This window comes from Psychrobacter sp. ER1, from assembly GCF_048631835.1.
Taxonomy (GTDB): Bacteria; Pseudomonadota; Gammaproteobacteria; order Pseudomonadales; family Moraxellaceae; genus Psychrobacter.
In genome coordinates, this window is sequence record NZ_CP184640.1 from 3,126,893 (window position 1) to 3,151,889 (window position 24,997).

Genomic DNA, 24,997 nt, shown 5'->3' on the forward strand with positions numbered 1-24,997 from the left:
GCGTCACTTGTTAGCACTTTTGCTTAGCATCAGGTTAGACTAATAAGCGAACAATAAAAAAGCCCAGTCATCATCCGGTGACTGGGCTTTTTTATGTCTGTCGTTTTTCAACATCCTCTATTCTATTGTCGTTAGCTTATTATTAATAGCTGCTAGCTTGCTGTTGATAGCACTATTGCCAACCTATCTAATACTCGTTAATATCGATCTGACAGACGTATTGATAAAATGCAACCCCATACTAGAAATGATGGGGCTTGGCGTGATTAAAGGGAAGTGATTGCGATGTTTGGTATCGAGAATTATCTGGGGTTTATCTTGGCAGCTATTTTGTTAAACCTAACGCCAGGTACGGATAGCATGTACATCATCACCCGTAGTATTTCACAAGGACAAACAGCAGGGTTTTATTCTGTTCTTGGCATTACTTCGGGTATTTTGGTACATACTTTATTGGCGGCGCTAGGGTTGTCCGTGTTACTTGCCAACTCCCCTACGGCGTTTATGATCGTCAAATATATCGGTGCGGCTTACTTGTGCTATTTGGGTCTAAAAATGCTACTGAGCAAAAACTCGAGCTCGATAGCAAACAATTTGTCCAAAGATCAGAACGTGACTAGCCGAAAGGCTGTAGATGGTTGGCAAATATATAAGCAAGGTGTGTTGACCAATACTTTTAATCCAAAAGTCGCTTTATTTTTCTTGGCGTTCTTCCCGCAGTTTATCGACGCTAGTTATGCTTATGGCATGCTGTCATTTTTGATGTTGGGACTGACTTTTGCCACCACAGGTTTTATATGGTGCTTGTGTTTGGCGCTGCTGGCGTCAAAGTTCAGCAAAAAACTAAGAGAGAATCCAAAAATTGAATCCATGATGAATAAAATAAGTGGTATCGTATTTATGGGGCTAGGAATTAAGTTATTGACTGAAAAGGCGTAGAGTAAAGTAACAAGAAGAAAAAACGTCTTCCATAAAAAAGCCCAATCCCCTACTTTGAAGGAGATTGGGCTTTTTGTCATATAAAGCTTAACTAACTACTAGCCAGCTTCTTTGCTCTCAGCAGCCAATTGACGTAGTACATAGTGCAATACGCCACCATGACGCACATATTCGCGCTCTTTTGGCGTTTGTAGACCGACATTTACCTCAAAGGTTTCTGCCGAACCATCAGCACGTGTAGCCGTAACCGTGGCTGTTTTACTCTCACCATTATCTAGACCCGTGATGCTCAGCACTTCAGAACCATCTAGTTTGTAGGTTTCTGCATTTTGACCATCTTTAAACGTCAATGGCAGCACACCCATACCGACTAGGTTTGAACGGTGAATACGTTCAAACGAGCTGGTTAAAACTGCTTTTACGCCTAGCAGGATGGTACCTTTAGCTGCCCAATCACGGCTCGAACCAGAACCATACTCTGCCCCGCCCAATACCACTAACGGACGCTTATCTTCTTTATACTTCATCGCTGCGTTATAGATAGGCATTTCTTCACCCTCTTGTAGCGTAGCGCTGTCACCCTTGAAGTAATAGGTATAGCCGCCTTCCTTACCGCCCATCATGGTATTTTTGATACGGATGTTGGCAAAGGTACCACGAGTCATGACTGCATCATTACCACGGCGTGAGCCATAGCTGTTGAAGTCTGCTTCCATCACACCGCGCTCTTGCAAGTACTTACCTGCTGGTGAGTCTGGATCGATATTACCTGCTGGTGAAATATGATCGGTGGTGATCGAGTCACCAAACAGACCTAGGATACGCGCGCCTTCGATATCAGGGATACCTTCTGGCTCCATGGTCATACCATCAAAGAACGGTGGGTTTTTGATATAAGTCGACCCTTCATCCCATGGATATAACTGGCTATCGGCTGAACTAATCGCGTTCCACGCGGCACTACCATCAAATACTTCGCCGTAGTTTTTGCGGAACATATCAGCATCGATATTGTTGGCAATCAACTCGTTAATTTCTTCTGAAGTTGGCCAGATATCTTTTAGGAATACATCATTGCCATCTTGATCCTGTCCTAGCGGATGAGTGGTCAGATCGATATCGACTGTACCTGCTAACGCATAAGCAACGACTAACGGTGGTGATGCTAAATAACTGGCTTTGACATGCGAGTGAATACGACCTTCAAAGTTACGGTTACCAGACAATACAGCCGCTGCGACTAAGTCATTTTCCTCAATGCCTTTTTCGATCTCTTCTGATAATGGCCCTGAGTTACCGATACATGTCGTACACCCATAACCGACTAGATAGAAGCCTGTTTTTTCTAGCTCATCCATCAGATGGGTTTTCTCAAGATAGTCGGTGACCACTTTAGAACCCGGTGCGAGCGATGTCTTAACCCAAGGCTTGGCTTTAAGCCCTTTGGCAGCCGCTTTTTTGGCCACTAGACCTGCACCAATCATTACTGCTGGATTGGAAGTGTTGGTACAAGAAGTAATGGCAGCAATAACTACCGATCCGTCTCGTAGTTTGTGTTGCTTATCATCGATACTGACATTTGAGAAGACATTGTTTGCTGGCGCATAACCTGCATTGTCATCACTGGTATCAACTTCGATATTTGGCTCAGCCGCTAAGTGTTCAGCTTGCTCTTGCTCGCCGCCTTCTTGATCAAAGCGTACTTTGCCTTCTACTTCTGACTTGCGATCTTTGGTCATTTTTTCTAGCGTTTCGCCAAACTTCTCATGCATATCAGACAAATTGATACGCTGCTGTGGCAAGTTTGGACCAGCAAGTGCTGGCTGTACTGACGATAGATCTAGTTCTAGCTTGCTCGAATAAGTCGCCGCAGGTGTATCGGCATCGTGCCATAAGCCTTGCGCCTTAGCATATTTTTCAACCAGTTCAATCTGTTCTTCGTCACGGCCAGATAGACGCAGATAATTAATTGCCATCTGATCAATTGGGAAAATACCACAAGTCGCGCCATACTCTGGTGACATATTGGCGATAGTGGCACGATCCGCTAGCGGCATACTATGTAAGCCTTCGCCATAAAACTCGACGAACTTACCGACCACACCATGTGCGCGCAACATCTCAACCACACGTAATACCAAATCGGTCGCCGTGACGCCTTCGGTTAGCTTGCCTTTTAGCTCAAAACCGACTACTTGTGGAATCAGCATCGAAGACGGTTGACCTAACATCGCGGCTTCAGCTTCGATACCGCCCACACCCCAACCAAGCACGCCAATACCATTAATCATCGTAGTATGGCTATCTGTACCAAACACTGTATCTGGATAAGCTGTCAGCTCGCCATCGACGTCTGCTGCCATCACGACACGGGCTAGATACTCAAGGTTAACCTGATGCACAATACCTGTCGCTGGCGGTACCACGACGAAGTTTTCAAAGGCTTGCTTGCCCCAATGCAAAAATTCATAGCGCTCATTGTTACGCTTAAATTCAATCTTTTCGTTCAAATCTAGCGCATCTTCGCGGCCATAAGCATCGACCTGTACAGAGTGATCGACGACCAACTCACTAGGGATAAACGGATTGATCTGCTCAGCCTTTCCGCCAAGCTCGACCACTGCATCACGCATCGCCGCCAAATCGACAACCGATGGTACGCCAGTGAAATCTTGCAATACCACACGCGCTGGCATAAAGGCGATTTCTTTTGATGCCTCAGCCCCTGCATCCCAGTTGGCAACCGCTTCGATATGGTTTTTGCCAACTGACTGGCCACCGTCTTCGTTACGCAATAGGTTTTCTAATACCACTTTCATACAAAATGGTAGTGTCTTGATATGCTCATAAGTTTCGGTCAGCTTTGGCAGACTGTAGTAGGCATGTTCCTTGCCAGCAACCGAAAGGGTGTCTTTTACATCAAAAATATCACTCATGATAGCTTCCTTATCGTTGTTATAAATCCTGGACATAAATTATTATAAGTTTATGTATGACTGGTGGCTCAATAAATGATTGATCTGTCTTGAATCAATATCGCAGTTTCGCAAAACTGTCTGATAGAAGTCAGTGTTAACAAAAGAGATAATCATATCTGTAGTGATTAACAGAGACTCCCTTTTACCATAACAAACATACAAGGCTTTGTTAACGTCTGGACGTTGTCGAATCGTGGCACAATCGTAAACGTAACAACGGTTTAGCGAGCTATCTTTAAATGATTTATTCCTATTTAATTTTTATCTTTTTACGTCGTCCACTGCGAAATACGTAGCTGTCCTCATAGAAGCCAGTATCGGCATTTTTTGCCCAAAAATGCGGTACCCCTAAAATCGGTAACGGCGCAAGCTGGCGCGGCTTGACGTCATCATTGGATAACAATGTGTCCATGTATTTGGCAACCTTGTCATCCAAATAGCTCATACGTTCAGCTAATGATAAGGTAAAGAATTCTTGTGCAACGTGAATGACAATGCTGTGAGCGCATAGAGGTTTGCGTGGGTGTACCAACTGCTCAAGCAATGCATGGCCAAAGATATAAACTGCGGCTTGAGCGCTGTTATCAGGCTGAGTTGGGTTGTCCCATTTAGCACGCGGTTTCACCAAACTTGCCTGCCAGTCAAAATCCACTAATGCTTCACCAATATTTGGGTCTGCCGTGACCAGCACTGCGCCATTCTCATCAAAGACAGTAATAGTGTCGCGCACACGCCCTCGACGCTCACTAATGCCTTGTTTAGCGATTTCTAGCATATGGTAGTAATTGAGCATAGCTTTAGTCTTCGGAAAGGTCAGCCAAATACTGCCATTAAACAAATCATGTAAGTTATCTCGCGTCGGGATATTGCCAGTTGTGCCGATGAAATGCTCATATACTTCCCCTTCAGGCAATGCATTTTGAGAGACGAACTGTAGCGTCTGAGATTTGTGGTCATGAGCAGGTTTAGTATGTGGTAACGGCTGCTCTAAATGATTTGCCTGCTGCGTCATCGCCGTTTTTAAGACTTTGGCAATCGTGTCAGGCGTATTGATGCCAGAAGCATTTATATCGTGTCTATTTGGGCTTTTCACATTATCCAAACTTTCTGAGTCACCCAAATCACCCAAATTATCCAAGCTATTTCTCTGTGATTTCGAGTGACTAAGGTGTTCAATCGTGTTGCTGATATAACTCAATTGAGTAATATGAGACAGCCACGGCACTTGCCAATCAATAGTAGCAAAGCTGTGATCGAGCTGACCTTCTACTACCGGCAGCTGCTTAGTATGAGTATCAGAGTTAAGTGTGGCGGGTAAATCACTGGCAGGCATAGAAGCTCTCTCTTACAGGCTATCTCTATTAGACGTATGGATGGTCTATGGTATCATGGTGCGCTTTTTTACTGCTAGATACGCCGCTCGAAAGGACTTTTTGAGCGCTATGGATGAATGAGTTTTATGGCAAATTTTAATACCCACTTAAATGTCGCCTTTATGGTCAGCGGCACACTGAGTTTGACAGTTTATAAAGCTGGATTGATTGATGATTCAGGATTTTTGGTGTGCGTAGCGCTTGGTACTATCGGTGGATTGCTGCCAGACTTGGATTCTGATAATTCAACACCGATTAAGCTCGGTTTTAATATCACCTCGTTCATATTTGCTTTTGGTCTGGTCATGCATTGGCGTAGTGACTTGAGCTTACTGGCATTGATAGTATTGTGGCTAGCAGGCTACGGTTTCATGCGCTACGTGGTTTTTCATATTTTTACTACTATGACGGTGCATCGCGGTGTCATCCACTCTGTGCCGTATATGGCGATACTGGGATTGGGTCTGACGTGCCTAAGCTATTATGGCTTGCACCTACCACTGACGACTAGTTGGTTTTATGGTCTGTTTTTATTTGGTGGCGCGATGGTACATTTGTCATTGGACGAGCTGTATAGCGTTAATTTGTCCAATATGAAAATGAAACGCTCATCGGGCACAGCAATGAAGTTTTATCAGCCAAAAGATAAATGGTGGTATTTGCTCTTATATACTATCCTTGCGCTACTGGTATATGCCGCCCCGCCTTTTGAGGTGTTTTGGTCACGATTAAGTGATCCTTCCGCATGGGCGCAGCTCAAAGTCGGCATATTGCCAGAATTAATAAAAAGCATGCTGCAATAAAGTTATCAAAAGACCATTAAGCCTAAACGAATAAGCCCAAACAAAAAGTAGAGTAACTCATGCAACCTTACCCAGATACTTGCCCTTGCCAAATCAATCCAACAGCAGAGACGACAGACGGTCCACTATCCTATCAAGACTGCTGCCAGCCTTATCATGATGCTTTTTATAATGATGAGATTGATAAAGCAGATGGTATAAAAGCGGAAACAGCCGAACGGCTCATGCGTACGCGCTATAGTGCCTTTGTATTGATTAAACCAGACTATATCGTCAACACCACAGTACCTGCGCAGCAAGGCTTGCTTGACGTTCAGGCAATTAAAAGTTGGGCGATGGATACAGACTGGGCAGGATTAGAGATTGTAGAACACAAGCCAAAGCTTGGTAAAAGGCATGCACAGGTTGAGTTTAAGGCTTATTTTAATACCAAAGATAATACAAATGATTTAGCAGGAAAAATACAAGCGCATCATGAGCTGTCCACCTTTGTAAAGGTAAAAGACAAGGCTAATAACGATGTGCGCTGGTATTTCTTAGATCCGACGGTTGCGATGACTGTCAGCCAAAAACAACCGTGCATTTGTGGGTCTGGTGAGAAATTTAAGCGGTGTTGTGGGAGTTATATTTAAACAGTATTGGATATTCATTAACCGCTAAACACTCGCCCCAACGGCTCGTGCAATCGCAATGCCTTCGTCCACTGTTAAAAACTTGCGCTGGCTTGGGCTGTCTTTATAAATGACATCGCCATCTTGAAAGATTAAGCATTCATTGACAGCCAATTGCTGCCATTTCTCATTTTCAGTCAATGGCACAGTGACCAAAATCGTGACTTTATCTGTGTCTGTAGTCACATCACCAAAGTTAATCGCCATATCATCATCAGCCAGTTTGGCTTCACCAAATGGCGCTTTACGTGTGAGATAAAACAGCAAGCTACCCGCATAAGCCAGTTGCCACCTGCCATTCGATATTAAGCAATTAAATAACCCATTGGCAGAGAGATAGCGACACTGTGTGGTCAAAAATTAAACAGCGTTTTGTCATCAGGACGCGACTTAAAGCTGCTTTTTAGACGATTGACCAAATAACAGAATGCCATTTCAGAATCAGTTGAACCGACTGGCTGACAGTGTGAGGCATTGCCATTGTCTTGTAAGCGCTGACAGCGTTTGATAAATTCGCTATTCATCTGCCCATTGTGCGCAAATACCCACTGTTCGCCCCATACTTCACGGACGAATGGATGGGTGTTTGCCAAACAGTTCTGCCCTTGCGTCGCTTTACGAATATGCGCGATGACATTCATGGCTTTGATTGGGTAGTTATTGACCAAGTCAGCGACTGGCGACAGATGGCTTGGACGATTGTCATGAAACAGACGCAGACCCGTTGAGTCATTTGCCGTCTCATCGTTGGTTTTGTCGTTATTACTGCATTCGCTGCGCTCAAAAAGGCAATACCAAAGCCATCTTCATGACTGTCCGTCATCCCGCCGCGCTTGCGAAATCCTGCAAAGCTAAAGCCAATATCCGTTGGGGTATTACAGTTCATTCCTAAGAGTTGACACATTTAATCATTACCGCCGTTATTATCGTCTATTATCGAGTTACCTTGAGTAGCATTGCTCTGAGCGGCAGATAGCGCATCAAAGTCAGCATCACTCATCTCATCCAGTAAGGCGGCACCATCAGTTGGGATGGTATCCAAAATGCGCTGAGCTTCTGCCAGATCGGTACTTTCTACCCAAAGAACGATACCCGAGTTCATACCTGGGATAGCGCTTAGCGGTTGCAAGGACACGGTAATGCCGTTATTACGTAGTAGGTTTGCGTGCAGCTCACCCTGCATATTGGTATCGTAGCGCGCCAGTTTGTGCCAGTTATCAAATTGATCGGTCATGGGGTCGCCTCTAAGGTTTCGGTGCTAAAATTATTACTAGCATTGGTACTAGAATAAATGAATAAGCAATGCTTACGATAATTGATCTAGCATATATTCTTTGATTGCGAACTCACTACTATTTAATGTTTCCTGCGCTTGCTCAGCTTGCGAGATACTGCTAAATACACCAACTATTTGATTGTCTGGTTTGCTTAATAGTACAAATACGGTATTTTGCGACTTTTCAACATGCGCCCAATGATAAGCGGCCAAGCGTTTCATCAAGTCAGGATTTTTGACCATGATGTTATCACCCGTACGGCCTTCGGTACGATTGTAGTGAATCACATTTAGGCGTAATAACCAGAAAATCACTGCCGCTTTTGCCAGCATAACAGGTAGTGCACGGTTTTCATCGTTATTTAACGGGCGTATCGATTCATAACCTTGTAAGAACGCCGCCATTTTACTGCGGTCAAAGTTAACGGATTCGCCTTGTTCTGCAACGCCCCACGTGGTACAAAAATCATTGATAGTAATGGCAATATCCATCACATAATGCTCGACACTGACTTCGGTGAAGTCCAACAGACCCGTCAAACGCGCTTCGCCTTTTTGTAGATTCCATAAGGTATTGTCGGCAAACATATCTAGATGACACAGGCCTTTTGGCAAGGTTGCCAGTGGTAATTCCGAATAAGAGCGCCAGATATCGCTCATCAGCTTGGCTTCGTCACCTGGCATAAACTGCATTTCACGGTCGCGCACATCTGCCCATGGGTACAAAGGCACGCCATATTGCTCACTTGGTTGTAGTGCTTGTAGCGTTTCATGCAGCATCGCTAATGCCGCGCCAATATCATGACACATTGCTTGCGTGGTTTGATCTGGATGTGAACCTGTTAGACACGGCACTAGCGTAATCGCTTTGTCTTCATAATGGATGACATAACGCTTATCATCGTTATCCGTTTGCGAACCATTTGATTCAACAACGGCTAGCGGCGCGGCAACTGGTAATTTGCCATTTAATTGATTAAGAATAACGGCCATTTTTTCGATATCAGCAGGTGGACGCTCTTCAAATAAAGTGAATACGTAAGAGTATGTACCATCTACATCGTCAGTCGTTTGAATAAACCAGTTTGAGTTTTTAATACCTTGAGTGATCGGAATCGCGCGGGCAAACGACACGCCAAAGCTTTGGCAAAAGGTGGCAAACTGATCATCGGTTAACTGGGTATAGACGGACATGACATCTCACTTATAGCAATTGGATAAGAAGTTAAATAGGATAAATTTATGCGGTAATGACAGCAATTGTACCGCGCATGATAAAACTATGGTGAAAAGCGTAATAATCTTGCGAAAACCTGCCTGAAATAGCAGTGATTTTGCTAGACTAGCGCCTATGAATTGATTATAAGGTGAAAGACCCTATGTTAGCAAAGCGTATCATTCCTTGCTTGGACGTTGACAATGGCCGCGTGGTCAAAGGCGTGCAATTTGTCGATATAAAAGACGCAGGCGATCCTGTTGAAGTAGCCAAACGCTACAACGAACAGGGCGCTGATGAGATTACTTTTTGGATATTACTGCGACCAATGATGAGCGCGATACCACTTATCATACTGTTGAGCGCATGGCAGAAACGGTATTCGTTCCGCTGACCGTTGGCGGCGGCGTACGAAAAATCGCTGATATCCGCAATTTGCTCAATGCTGGCGCGGATAAAGTGGCGATTAACTCAGCAGCCGTATTTACGCCGGAGTTCGTTGGTGAAGCCGCGCAGAAATTTGGCAACCAGTGTATCGTCGTTGCTATCGATGCCAAACGCGTCGCTGATATCAACGTCGATGGTATTGTCGTGCCACGTTGGGAGATTTTCACCCATGGTGGCCGTAAGCCAACAGGTATCGATGCCGTTGCTTGGGCGAGCAAAATGGCAGAGCTGGGCGCTGGTGAATTACTGGTCACCTCGATGGACGGTGATGGCACCAAAAAAGGCTATGATTTGGCGCTCATGCAGCAAATTACGAGCCGCGTTAATGTACCAGTTATCGCCTCAGGCGGCGTCGGTAACCTGCAACATTTAGCAGAAGGCGTACTAGAAGGCGGCGTCGATGCCGTACTTGCCGCCAGTATTTTTCACTTCGGTGAGTACACGGTATTGGAGGCCAAAGAGTATATGGCAGCGCAAGGAATACAGATGCGTCTTTAGCACGCTCGTAATATACAAATAAAACCTAAAAAATGCTATCATAGCGCTAACCATTTATTTTCGTTCAATTAACTGGGGCAACGCCAAAACAATAGGCGACCGAGTCGATTGAACGCATCAGACTATTTAGCTATTTATTGACGCCTATATTTCAATTGAACGCTTATTAAGCAAAGGATTTTTTATGTCGAATTTACAACAGCAGCGCAACGACGTGACTCATATAGATGGTAACCTACATCAAAACGCTGATGCTCGCATTGGTATCGTTGTTGGTCGTTTTAACGGTTTTGTCGTTGAGTCATTGGTTGATGGTGCAATCGATGCCCTACTCCGTCATGGTGTATTGGGTAGCAACATTACTGTTATTCGTGTACCTGGCGCATTTGAGCTACCACTTGTGGCCCAACGTGCTGCTGAATCAGATCGTTTTGACGCGATTGTGGCACTGGGTGCAATCATCCGTGGCAGCACTCCACACTTTGATATTGTAGCTAGCGAGTCGGCCAAAGGTTTGAGCGCTGTGGCAATGGATTATAATATCCCTGTTGCTAACGGTATCATCACTACTGATAGCATCGAGCAAGCCATTGAGCGCTCTGGTACTAAAGCTGGTAACAAAGGCTCTGAAGCTGCGATGGTCGTACTAGAAATGATCGCTGTTTTGTCACAGCTAGATATTGATGACAGCATCGATGAAGCATAAGCTTTAAAGCTCAAATTTATTAGTTTAACTGGTGCTGCTATCTAGTAATAACAGCACCTTATAGCACTAGCCAGCTATCGAAACAATTGGCTATTTTTTGAATTTTCGCCGTATTTCTATACCCTTTGAAATTTTGAATAAACAAAGCTAAAAAGCTACTTTGTTAATTTATGTTTTGACTGGGTATCATCTCAAAAATTTAGGTACAGACCCCCTATGACTGACCAACTCAAGCGCGCTATTAGCGCTGCGAAAACCGCACAAGCCAATGATGGACAAGCTGAAGCTACCCGTATAGCGAGCAGTAGTGCGGGTGATCAAACATTCGATATGAGTGAGTCTTCTTACAAGACCAGTCACACTGCTATCCGTAAGGCACGTCGCTTTGCGATGCAAGGCCTATACGAATGGCTCGTCACTGATCGCCGCTTTGATGTAGATGGTAAGCTTGGCTGGAAAGCCAATGCTCCGCACGATATTGCTGCTCGCACGCGTGCAACCAATGCCATGCATACCGTCCATATCGGTTATTATCATGAAATGATGCGCGACATCCCAGAGCAAATTGAAGCTCTCGATGCGCTTATCAGTCAGCATCTCGATCGTGAGGTTGATAAGCTAGATACTGTTGAACACGCTATATTATTGATTGGCGCGTATGAGCTACAAAACCGTGTAGAGATTCCTTATAAAGTCGTGCTTGATGAAGCGATGAAGCTAAATAATCACTTTGGGGCGACTGACGCTCATAAATTGATTAATGCGGTACTGGATAAAATGGCTGGTGAGCTGCGTGCTTTAGAGGTACAAGCAGATACCAATGCCAATCTACGTACGTCACAAAAAGCGGCGGCTAAACAGTCTGAAGCAAATCCAGTCGATAGCACCGAAACTGCTGCTGAAACAGAAAGCGCGATCGTCGATGAGCCGACTGCATCAAATAAGCCGCGTATCAGTGCTAACAAAACCAACGTTAAACGCAGTAGTGCCAGTAAAGCCAGTGCAAATATCAGTGACTTTAAGGCGAGCAAGAAAAACGCTAACGATACCAAAGACTAAGACTAGCCATGAACGAGTTTGAGCTGATTGAGCGTATATTCTCACAGATGCAGGCCACGCATGCACCATTAACTGGTATCGAAAAAGGTATCGGAGACGATGCAGCTGTGATGGCATTGCCAGCAGGATCACGCTTGGTTAGCTGTATTGATACACTGGTTCAAGGTCGTCACTTTCATGCTGACTGGCAAAGAGTTGACGAGTTAGCGTTTGCGATTGGCTATAAAGCCGTGGCGGTTAATGTCTCAGACATTGCTGCTATGGGTGCATCGCCGCATAGCATTATGCTAGCGCTGGCATTACCTGAACGTCTAGCAAATCACGAATGGCTCACTGAATTTGCCAAAGGGCTGTTTCATGCGTGCCAGCTGTTTGGCGTGACGCTGATAGGTGGTGACACCACACGCAGTGAGCGTTTAGTACTTAGCATCAGCGCGCAAGGGTTGCTCGCCGCAGATACATCAGCTGTTTATCGATCAGGTACGCAAGTTGGTGATAAGGTTTATGTCTCAGGCACCCTTGGTGATGCCGCTTTTGCCTTACAACATCCTGACAGCGCACAAGGTATCGAGTTAGCTCATCGTCTACATATGCCAACGCCGCGTATTGCACTAGGTGCAGCATTGGCAAAGATGGGTGCAACAGCGATGATAGATATCTCCGACGGTCTTTATCAAGATCTTGGTCATATCTGTCAGCAAAGCTCTGTCGGCATGCGCATCCATTTAGATAAGCTACCGAGTAGCGAGTCATTATCTACTGTCGATTTGTCTGATCGCTTGTTAGGTCAGCTAGCGGGCGGCGATGATTATGAATTGGCATTTACTTTGCCTGCGCATATCAAACCGCCTGTAGGTAACACACCTGTCACCTGTATCGGCGAGGTAATTGCACTATCAGATCCTATAGCGATAGATACCAAGTCTGCTGATAACTCACGTCTTGAACTGTTTTATCAAAATCAGCCAGTGACGCCAACTCAGCCCGCACCGTTTTTAACGTGGCCCAATCTTACTGGTTACCAACACTTTACAGGCTAATCCATGACTGATCACGACTTATCTAAGCCTGACATCCGTAAAGCAAATGACTGCCCACCGCTACCAGACGGTGCCAGTATGCTTGACCGTGCAGTCTATTGGCTTGGGCTAGGTTTAGGTAGTGGTCTGCCGCGCCGTGCACCTGGCACTTGGGGTACTGTTGGTGGGTTAATCATTGCCATACCATTATTGAGCTTGGGCTTTGTACCCTTTCTCATTTTGACAGTTTTATCTTGTATTTTTGGTGTTTGGATTTGCGGACGCACTGCTGAGCTTATGCAAGGTCATGATGATCCGCATATCGTTTGGGATGAGTGGGCAGGTATTTGGATTACCCTACTACCCTTGTCTTATATGGGGATTGCTGACGATAACTTCTGGCAAAATGTGTCTCAAGAGCTTTCTATTGTCGCCATTGTTTTCGCTTTTATCTTATTTCGCTTTTTTGATATCGTTAAGCCGCCACCGATTGGATGGGCTGACAAAAGAGTTGCTGGAGGGTTAGGCATTATGCTTGATGACATCATCGCAGGTATCATGGCAGCAGTAGTATGGGTAGTGGTTATGTTTGGTGTGCTGTTATAAGCTACCCTAACTACTACGATGCTGAATTGGCTACTCTACAACCGCTAATCCTAGCAACGTTATCAATTTGAACGCTACTCTCCTGCATAGACAATTGATCTATTGTTAGCAGGTTGTATTACAAAGCCTGCACATCACAGCATTTTTATAAATGAACATTTGCGCTATAATCCAATATTATATTTTGTTACATTTGTGAGCCTATTATGACATCTCCTCTTTCTGTAATTATTTTAGCTGCCGGTAAAGGCACACGTATGCAATCGGCAAAGCCAAAGGTATTGCAGACATTGGCTGGGAAGTCTTTATTAGGTCATGTGCTAGATACTTGTCATCAGTTAACTGTTGATGAAACCATCATTGTTCATGGATTTGGTGGTGATCAAGTAAAGTCAGAGATTACCAATCAATATACACAAGCATCGATTACTTGGGTTGCCCAAACTGAGCAATTGGGAACTGGCCATGCGGTCAAGGTGACACTGTCTGATTTACCCAAGTCAGGACAAAGTCTCATTCTTTACGGTGATGTGCCATTGGTCAGCTGTGAGACGCTAACGGCATTAAAAACTGCCAATACTAATGGTATGTCGATGCTGACGTTGACTGTCGATAATCCATTTGGATTGGGTCGTATTAAACGCGACCAAGCAGGTAATATTGAAGCCATCGTTGAACAAAAGATGCCGATGCTGAAGAGCAAAGTATTAAAGAAATTAACAGCGGTATCTACTGCGTCGATAATGCATTACTGCACAAATATTTGCCTGAGCTCTCTAACGATAATGCACAGCAAGAATATTATCTGACGGATATCGTCAAAATGGCAGTTGCCGATGGTATTACTATCGCAGCGATTGAGCCTGAGCATACGTTTGAGATTGAAGGAGTTAATAATCGTCAACAGCTTGCTAGTCTAGAACGCACTTGGCAACGTAAGCTAGTTGCTGACTTACAAGAAGCTGGCGTACAGTTTGCCGACCCTACTCGTGTCGATATCCGTGGTACGTTAACCGCTGGTCAAGATGTGTTTATTGACGTTAATGTGGTATTTGAAGGTGACTGTACCTTGGGTGACAACGTCTATATCGAAGCGGGCTGTGTCATCAAAAATGCCAAGATTGGTAATGCCTGCTACATCAAACCGTATTGCGTGATCGATCGCGCTGATATCGGTGCTGGTGTTGATATCGGGCCTTTTGCGCACTTGCGTCCTGATACCGTACTATCTGATAATAGCAAAGTTGGTAACTTTGTCGAAATTAAGAAATCGACTATCGGCAAAGGCAGTAAAGTAAATCACTTAAGCTATGTCGGTGATGCAACTGTCGGTACAGGCGTGAATATCGGTGCTGGTGTCATTACTTGTAATTATGACGGTGCTAATAAATCGCAAACCATCATTGAAGACAATGCTTTTATCGGCTCCAATGCTAGCTTAGTCGCTCCAGTGACGATTGGCGATACAGCTACCGTTGCCGCTGGTTCTGTGATTACCAAAGACGTTGATTGTAGTGCCTTAGCGTTTGGTCGTGCGCGTCAAGTACAAAAAAACGACTTTCAAAGACCAACTAAAAAATAATTGCTCATTGGTGGTTTAGCCAACCTCAGTCATTTTTGAATAAACCTAAGCAGTACGGCAATCTTTGTGGTGCTGCTTCATCATATTTATCTGTTGATGATTCATCATTAGTGACCAACCAAATTTTTTGATCTTGCACCATTATATATTGAACTACTAAAATTTAAATCTAAGGAATAGCCATGTGTGGAATTGTAGGCGCCGTTGCTGAGCGAAATATCGCTAATATCTTACTTGAAGGCCTAAAGCGTTTAGAATATCGCGGCTATGACTCAGCTGGTCTGACCGTTATTCGTGATGGTGAACTACACCGTGAGCGCCAAGTGGGTAAAGTACAGGCACTAGTTAATGCCGTCGCTATCAATCCAGAGTTTTTTGATGGTCATATCGGTATTGCTCATACGCGCTGGGCAACCCATGGCGAGCCAGCACAACGTAATGCGCATCCACACGTGTCAGGCAAAATTGCGGTCGTTCATAACGGTATCGTCGAAAACTACGCTGAACTAAAAGAAGAGCTAATAGCCAAAGGCTACGTGTTTACTTCACAGACAGATACTGAAGTTGTGGCGCATCTAATTCATGATATCTACAAAAAGACACCTGACTTGTTAGAAGCAGTACGCACCATTATCCCGTTACTGCACGGTGCTTTTGCATTGGGTATCGTCCACGTAGATTGCCCTGATGAGCTCATTACTGTACGTCTAGGCTCACCTTTAGTGATTGGTGTTGGTATCGGTGAGAATTTTATCGCATCAGATCAGTTGGCTTTGCTGCCAGTGACTAACCGCTTTATGTATCTAGAAGAAGGCGATATCGCCAAATTAACTCGCAATAGCATTCAAGTTTATGCAGATGGTGTTGAAGTCCAACGTCAGATACATGAGATTGATGCAACCCAGCATAATGCAGATAAAGGCGAGTTCAAGCATTATATGCTCAAAGAAATTTACGAGCAGCCAGATGCCGTCGCTCGTACGATCGAGATGGCTTTGGACAATGGTGAAACGACTAAACTACGCGACGATTTTTTACAGCGTCATGAGACACTGTTGTCAGGTATTCGTCATGTACAAGTGATTGCTTGTGGTACCAGTTATCATGCCGGTATGGTCGCAAAATACTGGTTTGAGAACCTTATCCGTATACCTTGTTCCGTCGAGGTTGCCAGCGAATTCCGCTATCGCAATCCTGTCGTCGTCGATAATACTTTGGTCATCTGTATTTCTCAATCTGGTGAAACGGCTGACACCTTATCAGCATTACGTGATATCCAGAAGCAAACACCAGCAGGCTTAGTCAGCTTGGCACTATGTAATGTACCGACGTCATCGTTGGTACGCGAAACAGATATCTTCTTGCCAACGTTAGCAGGACCTGAGATTGGCGTAGCCTCTACCAAAGCATTTACCACTCAGCTTGTGGCCTTGATACTATTGATATTAAAAGTTGGTGTCACGCAGAAGCGCATGACTGACGAACACTTAAATACGTTATTAAGTGAGTTACATCAATTGCCAGGACAACTCTACGCCAGCTTAAACCTTGATGCTCCTATCAAAACCATGAGTGAAAGCTTTGAAGATAAGAAAAGCTGTCTATTTTTAGGTCGCGGGCTACAGTTCCCGATTGCGCTAGAAGGCGCGTTAAAGCTAAAAGAAATCTCTTACATTCATGCAGAAGGTTATGCAGCAGGCGAGCTCAAACACGGTCCATTAGCATTGGTCGATAAAGACATGCCCATCGTCGTATTGGCGCCCAAAGACAGTATGTTTGATAAATTAAAAGCCAACATGCAAGAAGTGCATGCGCGTCATGGCGAGCTATTTGTATTTGCTAGCGAAGCCAGTCAAATGGTCGCGGAAGATAGACTACACTTAGTATATGTACCCGATGTTTGCGAGACGCTTGCCCCTATTGTCTACAGCGTGCCTGTGCAGCTGTTGTCATACCATGTAGCAGTAATGCGTGGCACAGACGTCGACCAGCCACGCAATTTGGCAAAATCAGTCACGGTAGAATAAGAAACACTACTCTATGCTAATCTGAAAAAGACAAGTATTTACCCCTGCTATTGTAAACTCAGTAGCAGGGGGTTTTTACGATTTTAAAACGACCTACTAGCAGTTTAAAAAAGTAGTAATAATTACCTGAGCAAAAATTAAATAAAGATACTTAGATCCAGCTCCAAATAATCCTCATATTTTAAAAACTGGTGAAAAGTAGAATTTCGATACAAAAAATAGTGACACTCTATCTATTAATTAGAGCATCACTATTATTGTGCTTATTTAGTGGCTACATTGAGTTGCCTGTAACGACGTTTAGTCTCTTTCTAGCACCACTCTATAGCGAGCATTACCACTCTCTAGTCGCTCAAATGCTTCATTAATCTCAGACATTTTATACGTTTCAGTGACTGGCTGAATATTATGTCGCGCAGCAAAATCTAGCATTTTACGCAGCGTCGCTGGTGAGCCAACTGGCGAGCCTGATAGACTGTTCTGAGCCATAATCATTGGCGCAGCCGATATCTCTAGTGGCGCTTCTAACAGTCCAACAAAATGCAGCTTACCTTTTGGTCTTAGCGTCTTGATTACGACATCCCAGTTCATATCAACGTTCACTGTTGAAATGATTAAATCAAAAAGAGCCTGCAGCCTTTTCAATTTCGCTATCATCTCTTGAGTTTAGTGAATGGTGAGCACCCATCTCTTTTGCTTCTTCCATTTTTGATTCACTGGTAAATGCCGTCACTTCACAGCCCCACGCATTGGCAAACTGCAATGCCAAATGACCCAAACCACCAATACCAATTACAGCCACTCTAGAATTTGGTTTGATGTCGTACTGCATAAGTGGGTTAAACACTGTGATACCGCCACATAGCAGTGGTCCTACTGCGTTAAAATCAAGCCCTTCAGGTATCTTAATAACGCTAGTATCTTTTGCGCGTACTTTATCTGCAAAGCCGCCGTGGTTACCGATAATTGTACCTTCTTGCTCAGGGCATAAGTTATGATCTCCATCGATACATAGATCGCAGACGTTGCAATACCCTTTATGCCAGCCAAATCCGACTTTATCGCCCAACTCTAGATGCTTGACGTGTTTGCTCTTGTTAAGGACTTTACCTGCAACCTCATGCCCACCGACAAACGGATATTGAGTCATACCCCTTTCGTTTTGCCACATCGATAAATCACTATGGCAGATACCGCAGCTGTGTACTTCGATTTCTACTTCGTGATCGCCTAGCCTAGAGCACCTGGGTCATATTCATAAGGCTCAAATTTGCCACCTTTCTCTTGTGCTGCATATGCGTTAATCATAGTTATTCCTTATTTTCTAGTTTTTTAGAGATTAGTTTGTAGAGATTGGTTTATCGTTCTAGCAGCTACTCACCTATTAGTAAAATTAAAATAGTGCTATAAGATATAAACAATTTCTTCAATTAATTTGATTGGACAGACTATAGAAAAGACTAACCCAACTAATCCATTCAACTTACCAGTTTTAGACTAACGTCATACAAAGAGTCATACTTAATAGGCAGTAACTCATCAAAAATACTGCTTATCGTCAGAAATATTGCTTTGTTACTTATATTGCTTTGTTACTTGTACAGTGCACGCCTTCCTCGATAACCTGTCAGTTTTGGCGTCTTTATTACTTGCAGCAAGAGACAGATTATCATGAGTGATATTCCTAGCCAGCCGATAGGAGAGAATGTTTCACCGATTATAATGATAGCCAATATAGTGGCTACAATAGGTTCTAATAACGTAATAAGCGTCGCTTTGCTCGCCTCAATCACTCTCAACGCTTGACCAAAAGTAAATAACCAAAGAACATCGGCGCAATTGCCAGATATAGGGCAACGCTTATATGTTTTGCATCCAAAAACAGGTTCTCCCCTGTTAATAATAATGATGGCAACAATAAGATGGCCGACAGACCAAACATACTGGCCATTGCTGATTTAGAATTTACCCCGTTCTCTATCATCTGACGTGCTGTCCATGAATATGTGGCATAGGTCAATCCTGCGACTAATCCTAATAAAATGCCTAATATTCGATTATTCGCTTGTGCGTTTATATCTAAATATTGGGTTTTCCCTAAAGTCAGTAAAATAACGCCAACCACACCAAATATAAAACTTACCACCCATCGACTAGTGACTCTTTTATTGCTAATCAGACGCTCCATGACGACAGTGAAAAATGGCGCGCTGGCAATTGAGATCACTGTACCAATAGCGACACCTGCCAATCTCATAGAGGAATAAAAAGCTAAAGGATAGATAGCAACGCATAGGCTACCGATGAATAAGAGACTAGGTTTGGAAAGTAGTTTCTGTCTATCGCTTAATAAATCATTCTTAGCATTCAATACTAGCAATACACCACCCACCCCCATGGAAAATGCACCAACGGCTAATGGGCTAACGTCAGGTATAAAAGCAGAGGCTGTACCTGTCGTTCCCCAAAGGACACTGGCAGCTATCACACATAAAATAGCACTTAGACTAGATTTATTCTGCAGCATAGTAGCTACCTCTAACGTTATAATGAATAACATCATTATAGAGAGTTATAGACTACTATTTATGCAGATTAGACGGTTTGCATGTCTGGTTAGACGTGTTTTAATTTGGAAGGGGCAATACCGAAATATTTAGAAAAGCGGCGGCTAAAAGCGCTAATATCGGTATAACCAACCAGTTCGGCTATGATAGCGATAGGTGAATCAGTATGTAGCAACAAAGCTTGCGCCTTTTGCATTCTGATCTTTGTAATGTACTCAGTGACGGTCTGGTTTGTTTGCGATTTGAAGTTCTTTTTAAACTGTGTGGCACTGAGACAAGAGATATCCGCCAATACTTCAACAGAAAGGTTTTTAGCAAAATTATGATGAATATATGCGACGACTTCTCTAATTCGAGCGTCATATTGCACAAATAGATTTTGTTGTTCTAGAAGCTTATAAAAGGTATCAAACATCAGTCTCTCAACTTCAGGATTGATTTGATACCTTAACTGACTTTCTGAAAACTCCAAAAATGCCAACAATGGCGAACTTATAGAAAAGACAATTTGTGATGAATGAAACACATTTTCTGGCAACAGATCTGTATCCACAACGATAAACTTTGCATTCTCTTCAGCGCTAAAGTAGTGCTTTTCATTTGTCTTAACCACAACACATTCGCTTGGGATAACTTTTCCAGTATAGCTCCCAACTTCGATATTGATTGCCCTCGCAAAGGCAAAACAATCTGATGAAAGTCATGAGAATGCCCTCTAGTCTGACGAGTATATGACCTGATTGAGAGCGTGTTAATCATACAGCGTTTTCCAGATTGCTATTATTGTGTCGTGTCTTGGCCAACTGTTTGGTTAGCTATTTGGCTCTCTATGAGAAGTGACTATTAGAAGTCACTAGGCTTACCATGTGGAGCCAGCCATTTAGCAAACCATCCAGATAAATCATCCATCAAGGTATAGACGACAGGAATGACAACCAAGCTCAATAGCGTAGAAGTTACCAGACCACCCAATACCGCTGCTGCCATCGGTCGCCTAAAAGTAGGATCTGCATCGCCCCAACCAAATACCAATGGCAACATACCTGCACCCATCGCAATGGTCGTCATGATAATAGGCCGTGCACGCTTGCGGCATGCATCTACGATAGCTTCAAAGCGTGCCAGACCTCGGCGCTGGGCAATCAACGCGTAATCGACCAGCAGGATTGAGTTTTTGGTCGCAATACCCATGAGCATAATAAAACCAATCATCGAAGGCATAGATAAGCTGCTATTAGTAATAACCAAGCCGACAAAGGCACCACCAATAGATAATGGCAACGCCATCAAAATAGTAAAAGGCTGCAATAAACGCCCAAATAGTAGAATCAGCACACCTAAAATACAAACCACACCGACGGACATCGCAATGATAAAGCCACTAAAGAGGTCTGCCATGTTTTCGGCTTGGCCTTGATCAATGATGGTAATCGAAGGCGGCAGTTGCTGCATGGTCGGTACTGCTTTTACCGCCTGTACCAAATCGCCAAGCTCGCCACTAGCAGGTTGTACCGTGATACTAATAGCACGCTCTCGATCCAGTCTACTAATCTGCGCAGGTCCAGTGCCAAAGTCTAGCGTAGCTACCTCACCGACGCGCACGCCTTGACCGGCAGGCATAGTACTCGGCACGTACAAACCTTCTAGCTGGCTAACATTTTGCTTAGCCACGTCAGGTAGACGTACGACGATTGGTACTTGGCGCGTATCAAGATTGAGCTTGGACAATTGCTGCTCATAGTCGCCTACGGTCGCCACACGTAGAGTCGTAGCGATATCTTGCGTGGTCACCCCTTTATCAGCCATTGCCAATCTATCTGGTGTTACCGTTAGCTCTTGGCGTGGTAGACTGCGATCACTGGTCACAGCGCCTGCACTTGGTAGCCCCCGAATCTCAGACATGATTTTTTGTGCAGTTTGTTCAAGCAGTTGCGGATTGGTACTAGTCAATGAAAAGTTATAGCCACTCTCACCACCACTCGATAAGCCGACTGTAAACCGTGCTCCTGGCACTTCTGTCATCAGCTTACTAATTTTGCGTTCTATCTCTTGCTTAGTGCCTCGTTCTACACGCGGAGCAAGCACGATATCCAAACCTGCGATATTTTCAGCCTTACCGCCACCACCATCTGACGCACCCATCGACGCCTGCGCCTCTCCCACTGAGGTAAAAATGTTGGTCACCTCAGGCATGGCCAAAATGCGATCACTTGCTAGCGCCGCCACGCGCTCAGTATCTGCCAAAGAGACGTCAGGTGTCAGCTCAATAGCCACTCGGGTTTGATCGATATCATTATCAGGGATAAATGACGTCGGTAGCAGCTTAACCAAAGCTAGCGATGCCACAAATAAAACAAGCGTTGCACCCATGGTCAACCAACGATGATGTAGGGTCCAAGACACAATCTTAAGATAGTACTTCATCATCGCGCTTTGTTTTTCGACGTGCTTTTTCTCAGGTCGTAAGATATAAGCTGCCATCATCGGGGTAATCAGGCGAGCTACCATCAGCGAGGCAAAAATTGATAAGGCAGCCGTCCAACCAAACTGACGGAAAAACTGTCCAACGATACCGCCCATAAAGGCTGTTGGTAAAAACACCGCAATCAAAGTAAAGGTAGTGGCGACAACAGCGAGACCGATTTCATCAGCGGCTTCCATCGCCGCTTCATAGGGTGTCTTACCCATGCGTAGATGGCGTATGATGTTTTCGACCTCAACAATCGCATCATCGACCAGCACCCCAATAACCAATGACAATGCCAGTAGTGAGATGATATTAAGACTAAAGCCAAACAGATACATACCCAAAAAGGTTGGAATGACTGATAGCGGTAAAGCGACTGCAGCGACGATAGTCGCTCGAATATTGCGCAAAAACAGGAAGACTACCACTACAGCCAACAGACCACCCTCGATGAGCATTCTTAATGAGGCTTCATAATCTTCTGCAATGGGTGTGGCTCGGTCATAGACTTTTTCAATACTGATATTGCCGACATCAGCAGTCAGCTTGGCAAGCTCCTCATCAACCAGATCCATCACGTCGACCTCACTGGCACCGCGCGAGCGAGTGATGTTAAATGCCACCACTGTTTGACCATCTAGCTTGGCAATCGAGCTTGGATCTGCTGCGCCGTCAGTGATTTCTGCCATACGTCCTAAAGCTTGTGTGCCCCCTGTAGGGACAGCCACTTGCAAATCGCTTAGCTCATTTGCTCGCTCAACAGCACCGAGAACACGGATGGTCTGAGTCGTATTGCCAACTTCCGCCTCCCCACCAGAACTGTCTTGCTGGATACCAGCGATTTGCTGTGATAATTGCGAAATAGAAAACTTTAGACCACTTAACGCAATCGGGTCGGCAGCAACCGTGATTTCACGCTGCAACCCGCCAACACGGCTCACGGTACTAACGCCTGGTATGTCTGATAGCCGCTTGGTAACGGTATCATCAACAAACCAAGATAAATCCTCCACGCTCATATTCTCAGCAGCGACAGAGTAAGTAACCACTGGAAACCCAGCAGTAGATACTTTGGTAATAATAGGATCATTAGCCGCAGCTGGTAGATCACCACGTACTTCACCGACTGCTGACCGCACATCGTCTACCGCTTCTTGAATGTCTTTTTCTAAGGTAAATTCAGTGGCAATGGTTGCCGCACCCGTTTGTAGCGTGGTGCGAATATGACTCACGCCTTCGATACTGGTCAGTTTATTTTCAATCTTTTTGGCGATATCGTTTTCGAGCTGTGAAGGCGCAGCACCCGGTAGCGTCACCGTGACTACCACCGCTGGCAAGTCTATATCCGGAAACTGCTGGACTTTCATTTTCATGAAACCGTAAATGCCGCCCAACGTCAGCAGCACAAACAGCAAGATAGCAACGAGCGGGTTCTTTATCGAATAAGCGGAGACGTTTAAGCTCATGGCTGTGCCTGCACTGGCTTACTAGTTTGAGTTACATCATCAACAACGCGCACTAGGTCACCATCATTTAAGAAGCTACCGCCCTGTTTTACGATACGACTGTCACTTGGCAAAGGCTCTAACACTGCTACGCTCTCGCCCAATCGCTCACCCAATGTGACTCGCTGCTGCTTGATACGTCCCATTGATCGATCGTCTCGAGTAGTCGATTCAGTAACGAGCATCACATAATCATAACCATCATTACTGACCACGGCGCTATTAGGAATCGTTTGCGTGCTGGTACTTCCTAATAGGAATTCGCCTGTTTGATACATGCCTGCACGTATCTTTGAGTTGCTAGCTAGGCTGGCATAAATCGTAATCTGACGGTTGTTGTCTGCGGTTGGTGCGATGCGGTTTACTTGCCCCATCACTGTATCACCACCCGGTAGACTGACTTGTACAGGCGTACCGACGTTTATATCCCCGATAAGCTTAGGATCTATATCTGCTCGCCATTCCAAAATGCCGCCTTTGATAATCGTAAATAACGGATCCCCGCCTGCCACCTGCCCGACTTCTACCATTTTTTCACTGATAATACCGCTGACAGGAGCGACGACTTTTGCATTCTCTAATGTTAAACGCTGATTGCTCAAACGAGCTTTGGATGCTTGCAAAGAAGCTCTGGCACGTACTTCCGAGGTACGGTAGCGGTCGGCTTCTTGTTTGCTGATGGCATCGATATCGATCAATGGCAACACACGTGCAGCATCAGCGCTAGCATTGGCAAGAGTGGCTTCCGCTTCTGCGACATCTGCTTGCGCCTGTAGCACTTGCTGCTCCATGGCATCAGTATCGAACACAGCTAAAACTTGACCTGCTCTGACGCGGTCGCCTTCTTCGACCAAAATACGCTCGATAGCCACACCATTGACTTTTGCACTGACGTTCGCAGTATCCTTAGCATTGATGGTTCCATCGGCACTGAGCGTGCTACCGATATCATCTTGGCTTGGACTGACTGTTTCTACTGAGAGTACCGATTGCTCAATACTGGCATCGCTACCAGTTGCCTGATCGTTTGCGACAGAATTAGAAGTTGCTGACTCATCTGTAGCTGCATTACTCTCATTGCCCCAATATTTGCCAAGCAGCACCCCTATCACTAGCACGGCTGCCAACACGGGCCACAACCATATTGGTGGTTTTGCGGATGGTCTTTGAGATACAGTGTCAGTTTGACGATATGGCGGCAACTCAGCTTCAGCTGACGGCTTAGAATGGGTTTCTTCAAAATCGCTCATGATAACTC

15 protein-coding genes and 5 pseudogenes are annotated in these 24,997 nt (G+C 44.7%); 10 read left to right on the forward strand and 10 right to left on the reverse strand.

Going from position 1 to position 24,997, the window contains the following annotated elements; translation table 11 throughout:
- Nucleotides 1-285 precede the first annotated feature (285 nt).
- Nucleotides 286-939 carry a LysE family translocator gene (locus tag ACOBWA_RS14570; RefSeq protein ID WP_420229760.1) on the forward strand — a complete coding sequence of 218 codons (654 nt, stop codon included), beginning with the start codon at nt 286-288 and terminating at the stop codon, nt 937-939.
- A gap of 98 nt (nt 940-1,037) precedes the next feature.
- Here the strand turns inward: ACOBWA_RS14570 and ACOBWA_RS14575 are convergent, their stop codons facing one another.
- Nucleotides 1,038-3,875, reverse strand: a complete 2,838-nt coding sequence (locus tag ACOBWA_RS14575) for an aconitate hydratase (protein WP_420229761.1) — start codon at nt 3,873-3,875, stop codon at nt 1,038-1,040.
- Nucleotides 3,876-4,167: 292 nt separating this feature from the next.
- Nucleotides 4,168-5,250 carry a DUF3025 domain-containing protein gene (locus ACOBWA_RS14580; RefSeq protein ID WP_420229762.1) on the reverse strand — a complete coding sequence of 361 codons (1,083 nt, stop codon included), beginning with the start codon at nt 5,248-5,250 and terminating at the stop codon, nt 4,168-4,170.
- Between the two features lie 126 nt (nt 5,251-5,376).
- Here ACOBWA_RS14580 and ACOBWA_RS14585 point away from each other — a divergent pair, with 126 nt between their 5' ends.
- Both ACOBWA_RS14585 and ACOBWA_RS14590 read left to right on the forward strand, forming a co-directional pair.
- Nucleotides 5,377-6,093 (forward strand): hydrolase, encoded by a 717-nt coding sequence (locus ACOBWA_RS14585; RefSeq protein ID WP_420229763.1) that lies wholly within the window; start codon nt 5,377-5,379, stop codon nt 6,091-6,093.
- A 59-nt stretch (nt 6,094-6,152) separates the two neighbouring features.
- A complete protein-coding gene (locus ACOBWA_RS14590; RefSeq protein ID WP_420229764.1) occupies nt 6,153-6,725 on the forward strand; it encodes a YchJ family protein in 573 nt (190 codons plus the stop codon).
- Nucleotides 6,726-6,749: 24 nt separating this feature from the next.
- Here the strand turns inward: ACOBWA_RS14590 and ACOBWA_RS14595 are convergent.
- The 3 genes and pseudogenes from ACOBWA_RS14595 to ACOBWA_RS14605 form a co-directional block, all read right to left on the reverse strand.
- Nucleotides 6,750-7,668 (reverse strand): annotated as a pseudogene (locus ACOBWA_RS14595) (class II glutamine amidotransferase).
- Nucleotides 7,669-7,998: a hypothetical protein gene (locus ACOBWA_RS14600; RefSeq protein ID WP_420229765.1), complete on the reverse strand. Its 330-nt coding sequence runs from the start codon at nt 7,996-7,998 to the stop codon at nt 7,669-7,671.
- Nucleotides 7,999-8,070: 72 nt separating this feature from the next.
- On the reverse strand, nt 8,071-9,234 hold the full coding sequence (locus tag ACOBWA_RS14605; RefSeq protein ID WP_420229766.1) for a homoserine kinase: 1,164 nt from the start codon (nt 9,232-9,234) through the stop codon (nt 8,071-8,073).
- A 185-nt stretch (nt 9,235-9,419) separates the two neighbouring features.
- On the opposite strand from ACOBWA_RS14605, the pseudogene hisF reads away from it, so the two are divergent.
- The 7 genes and pseudogenes from hisF to glmS all read left to right on the forward strand — a co-directional run bounded on the left by hisF (nt 9,420) and on the right by glmS (nt 17,200).
- Nucleotides 9,420-10,201: pseudogene (hisF, locus tag ACOBWA_RS14610) on the forward strand (imidazole glycerol phosphate synthase subunit HisF).
- Between the two features lie 184 nt (nt 10,202-10,385).
- Nucleotides 10,386-10,907, forward strand: coding sequence for a 6,7-dimethyl-8-ribityllumazine synthase (ribE, locus tag ACOBWA_RS14615; protein ID WP_075106501.1), 522 nt, complete (start codon nt 10,386-10,388; stop codon nt 10,905-10,907).
- A gap of 216 nt (nt 10,908-11,123) precedes the next feature.
- A complete protein-coding gene (nusB, locus tag ACOBWA_RS14620) occupies nt 11,124-11,966 on the forward strand; it encodes a transcription antitermination factor NusB (protein ID WP_420229767.1) in 843 nt (280 codons plus the stop codon).
- A gap of 8 nt (nt 11,967-11,974) precedes the next feature.
- Nucleotides 11,975-13,006: a thiamine-phosphate kinase gene (gene thiL / locus ACOBWA_RS14625; RefSeq protein WP_420229768.1), complete on the forward strand. Its 1,032-nt coding sequence runs from the start codon at nt 11,975-11,977 to the stop codon at nt 13,004-13,006.
- A 3-nt stretch (nt 13,007-13,009) separates the two neighbouring features.
- Nucleotides 13,010-13,591 (forward strand): phosphatidylglycerophosphatase A, encoded by a 582-nt coding sequence (locus ACOBWA_RS14630; RefSeq protein WP_420229769.1) that lies wholly within the window; start codon nt 13,010-13,012, stop codon nt 13,589-13,591.
- A gap of 206 nt (nt 13,592-13,797) precedes the next feature.
- Nucleotides 13,798-15,173, forward strand: a pseudogene (gene glmU, locus ACOBWA_RS14635) (bifunctional UDP-N-acetylglucosamine diphosphorylase/glucosamine-1-phosphate N-acetyltransferase GlmU).
- 182 nt (nt 15,174-15,355) lie between these two features.
- Nucleotides 15,356-17,200, forward strand: coding sequence for a glutamine--fructose-6-phosphate transaminase (isomerizing) (gene glmS, locus ACOBWA_RS14640; protein WP_102078391.1), 1,845 nt, complete (start codon nt 15,356-15,358; stop codon nt 17,198-17,200).
- A gap of 300 nt (nt 17,201-17,500) precedes the next feature.
- On the opposite strand, the pseudogene ahr reads toward glmS, so the two are convergent.
- From ahr to ACOBWA_RS14665, 5 genes and pseudogenes are all read right to left on the reverse strand, one after another.
- Nucleotides 17,501-18,508: pseudogene (gene ahr / locus ACOBWA_RS14645) on the reverse strand (NADPH-dependent aldehyde reductase Ahr).
- 284 nt (nt 18,509-18,792) lie between these two features.
- A pseudogene (locus tag ACOBWA_RS14650) lies at nt 18,793-19,763 on the reverse strand (DMT family transporter).
- A gap of 53 nt (nt 19,764-19,816) precedes the next feature.
- On the reverse strand, nt 19,817-20,380 hold the full coding sequence (locus ACOBWA_RS14655) for a helix-turn-helix domain-containing protein (protein ID WP_420229770.1): 564 nt from the start codon (nt 20,378-20,380) through the stop codon (nt 19,817-19,819).
- Nucleotides 20,381-20,610: 230 nt separating this feature from the next.
- On the reverse strand, nt 20,611-23,700 hold the full coding sequence (locus tag ACOBWA_RS14660; RefSeq protein WP_420229771.1) for an efflux RND transporter permease subunit: 3,090 nt from the start codon (nt 23,698-23,700) through the stop codon (nt 20,611-20,613).
- Nucleotides 23,697-24,989, reverse strand: coding sequence for an efflux RND transporter periplasmic adaptor subunit (locus tag ACOBWA_RS14665; RefSeq protein WP_420229772.1), 1,293 nt, complete (start codon nt 24,987-24,989; stop codon nt 23,697-23,699). The genes ACOBWA_RS14660 and ACOBWA_RS14665 overlap by 4 nt, the downstream gene beginning before the upstream one ends.
- Nucleotides 24,990-24,997 lie beyond the last annotated feature (8 nt).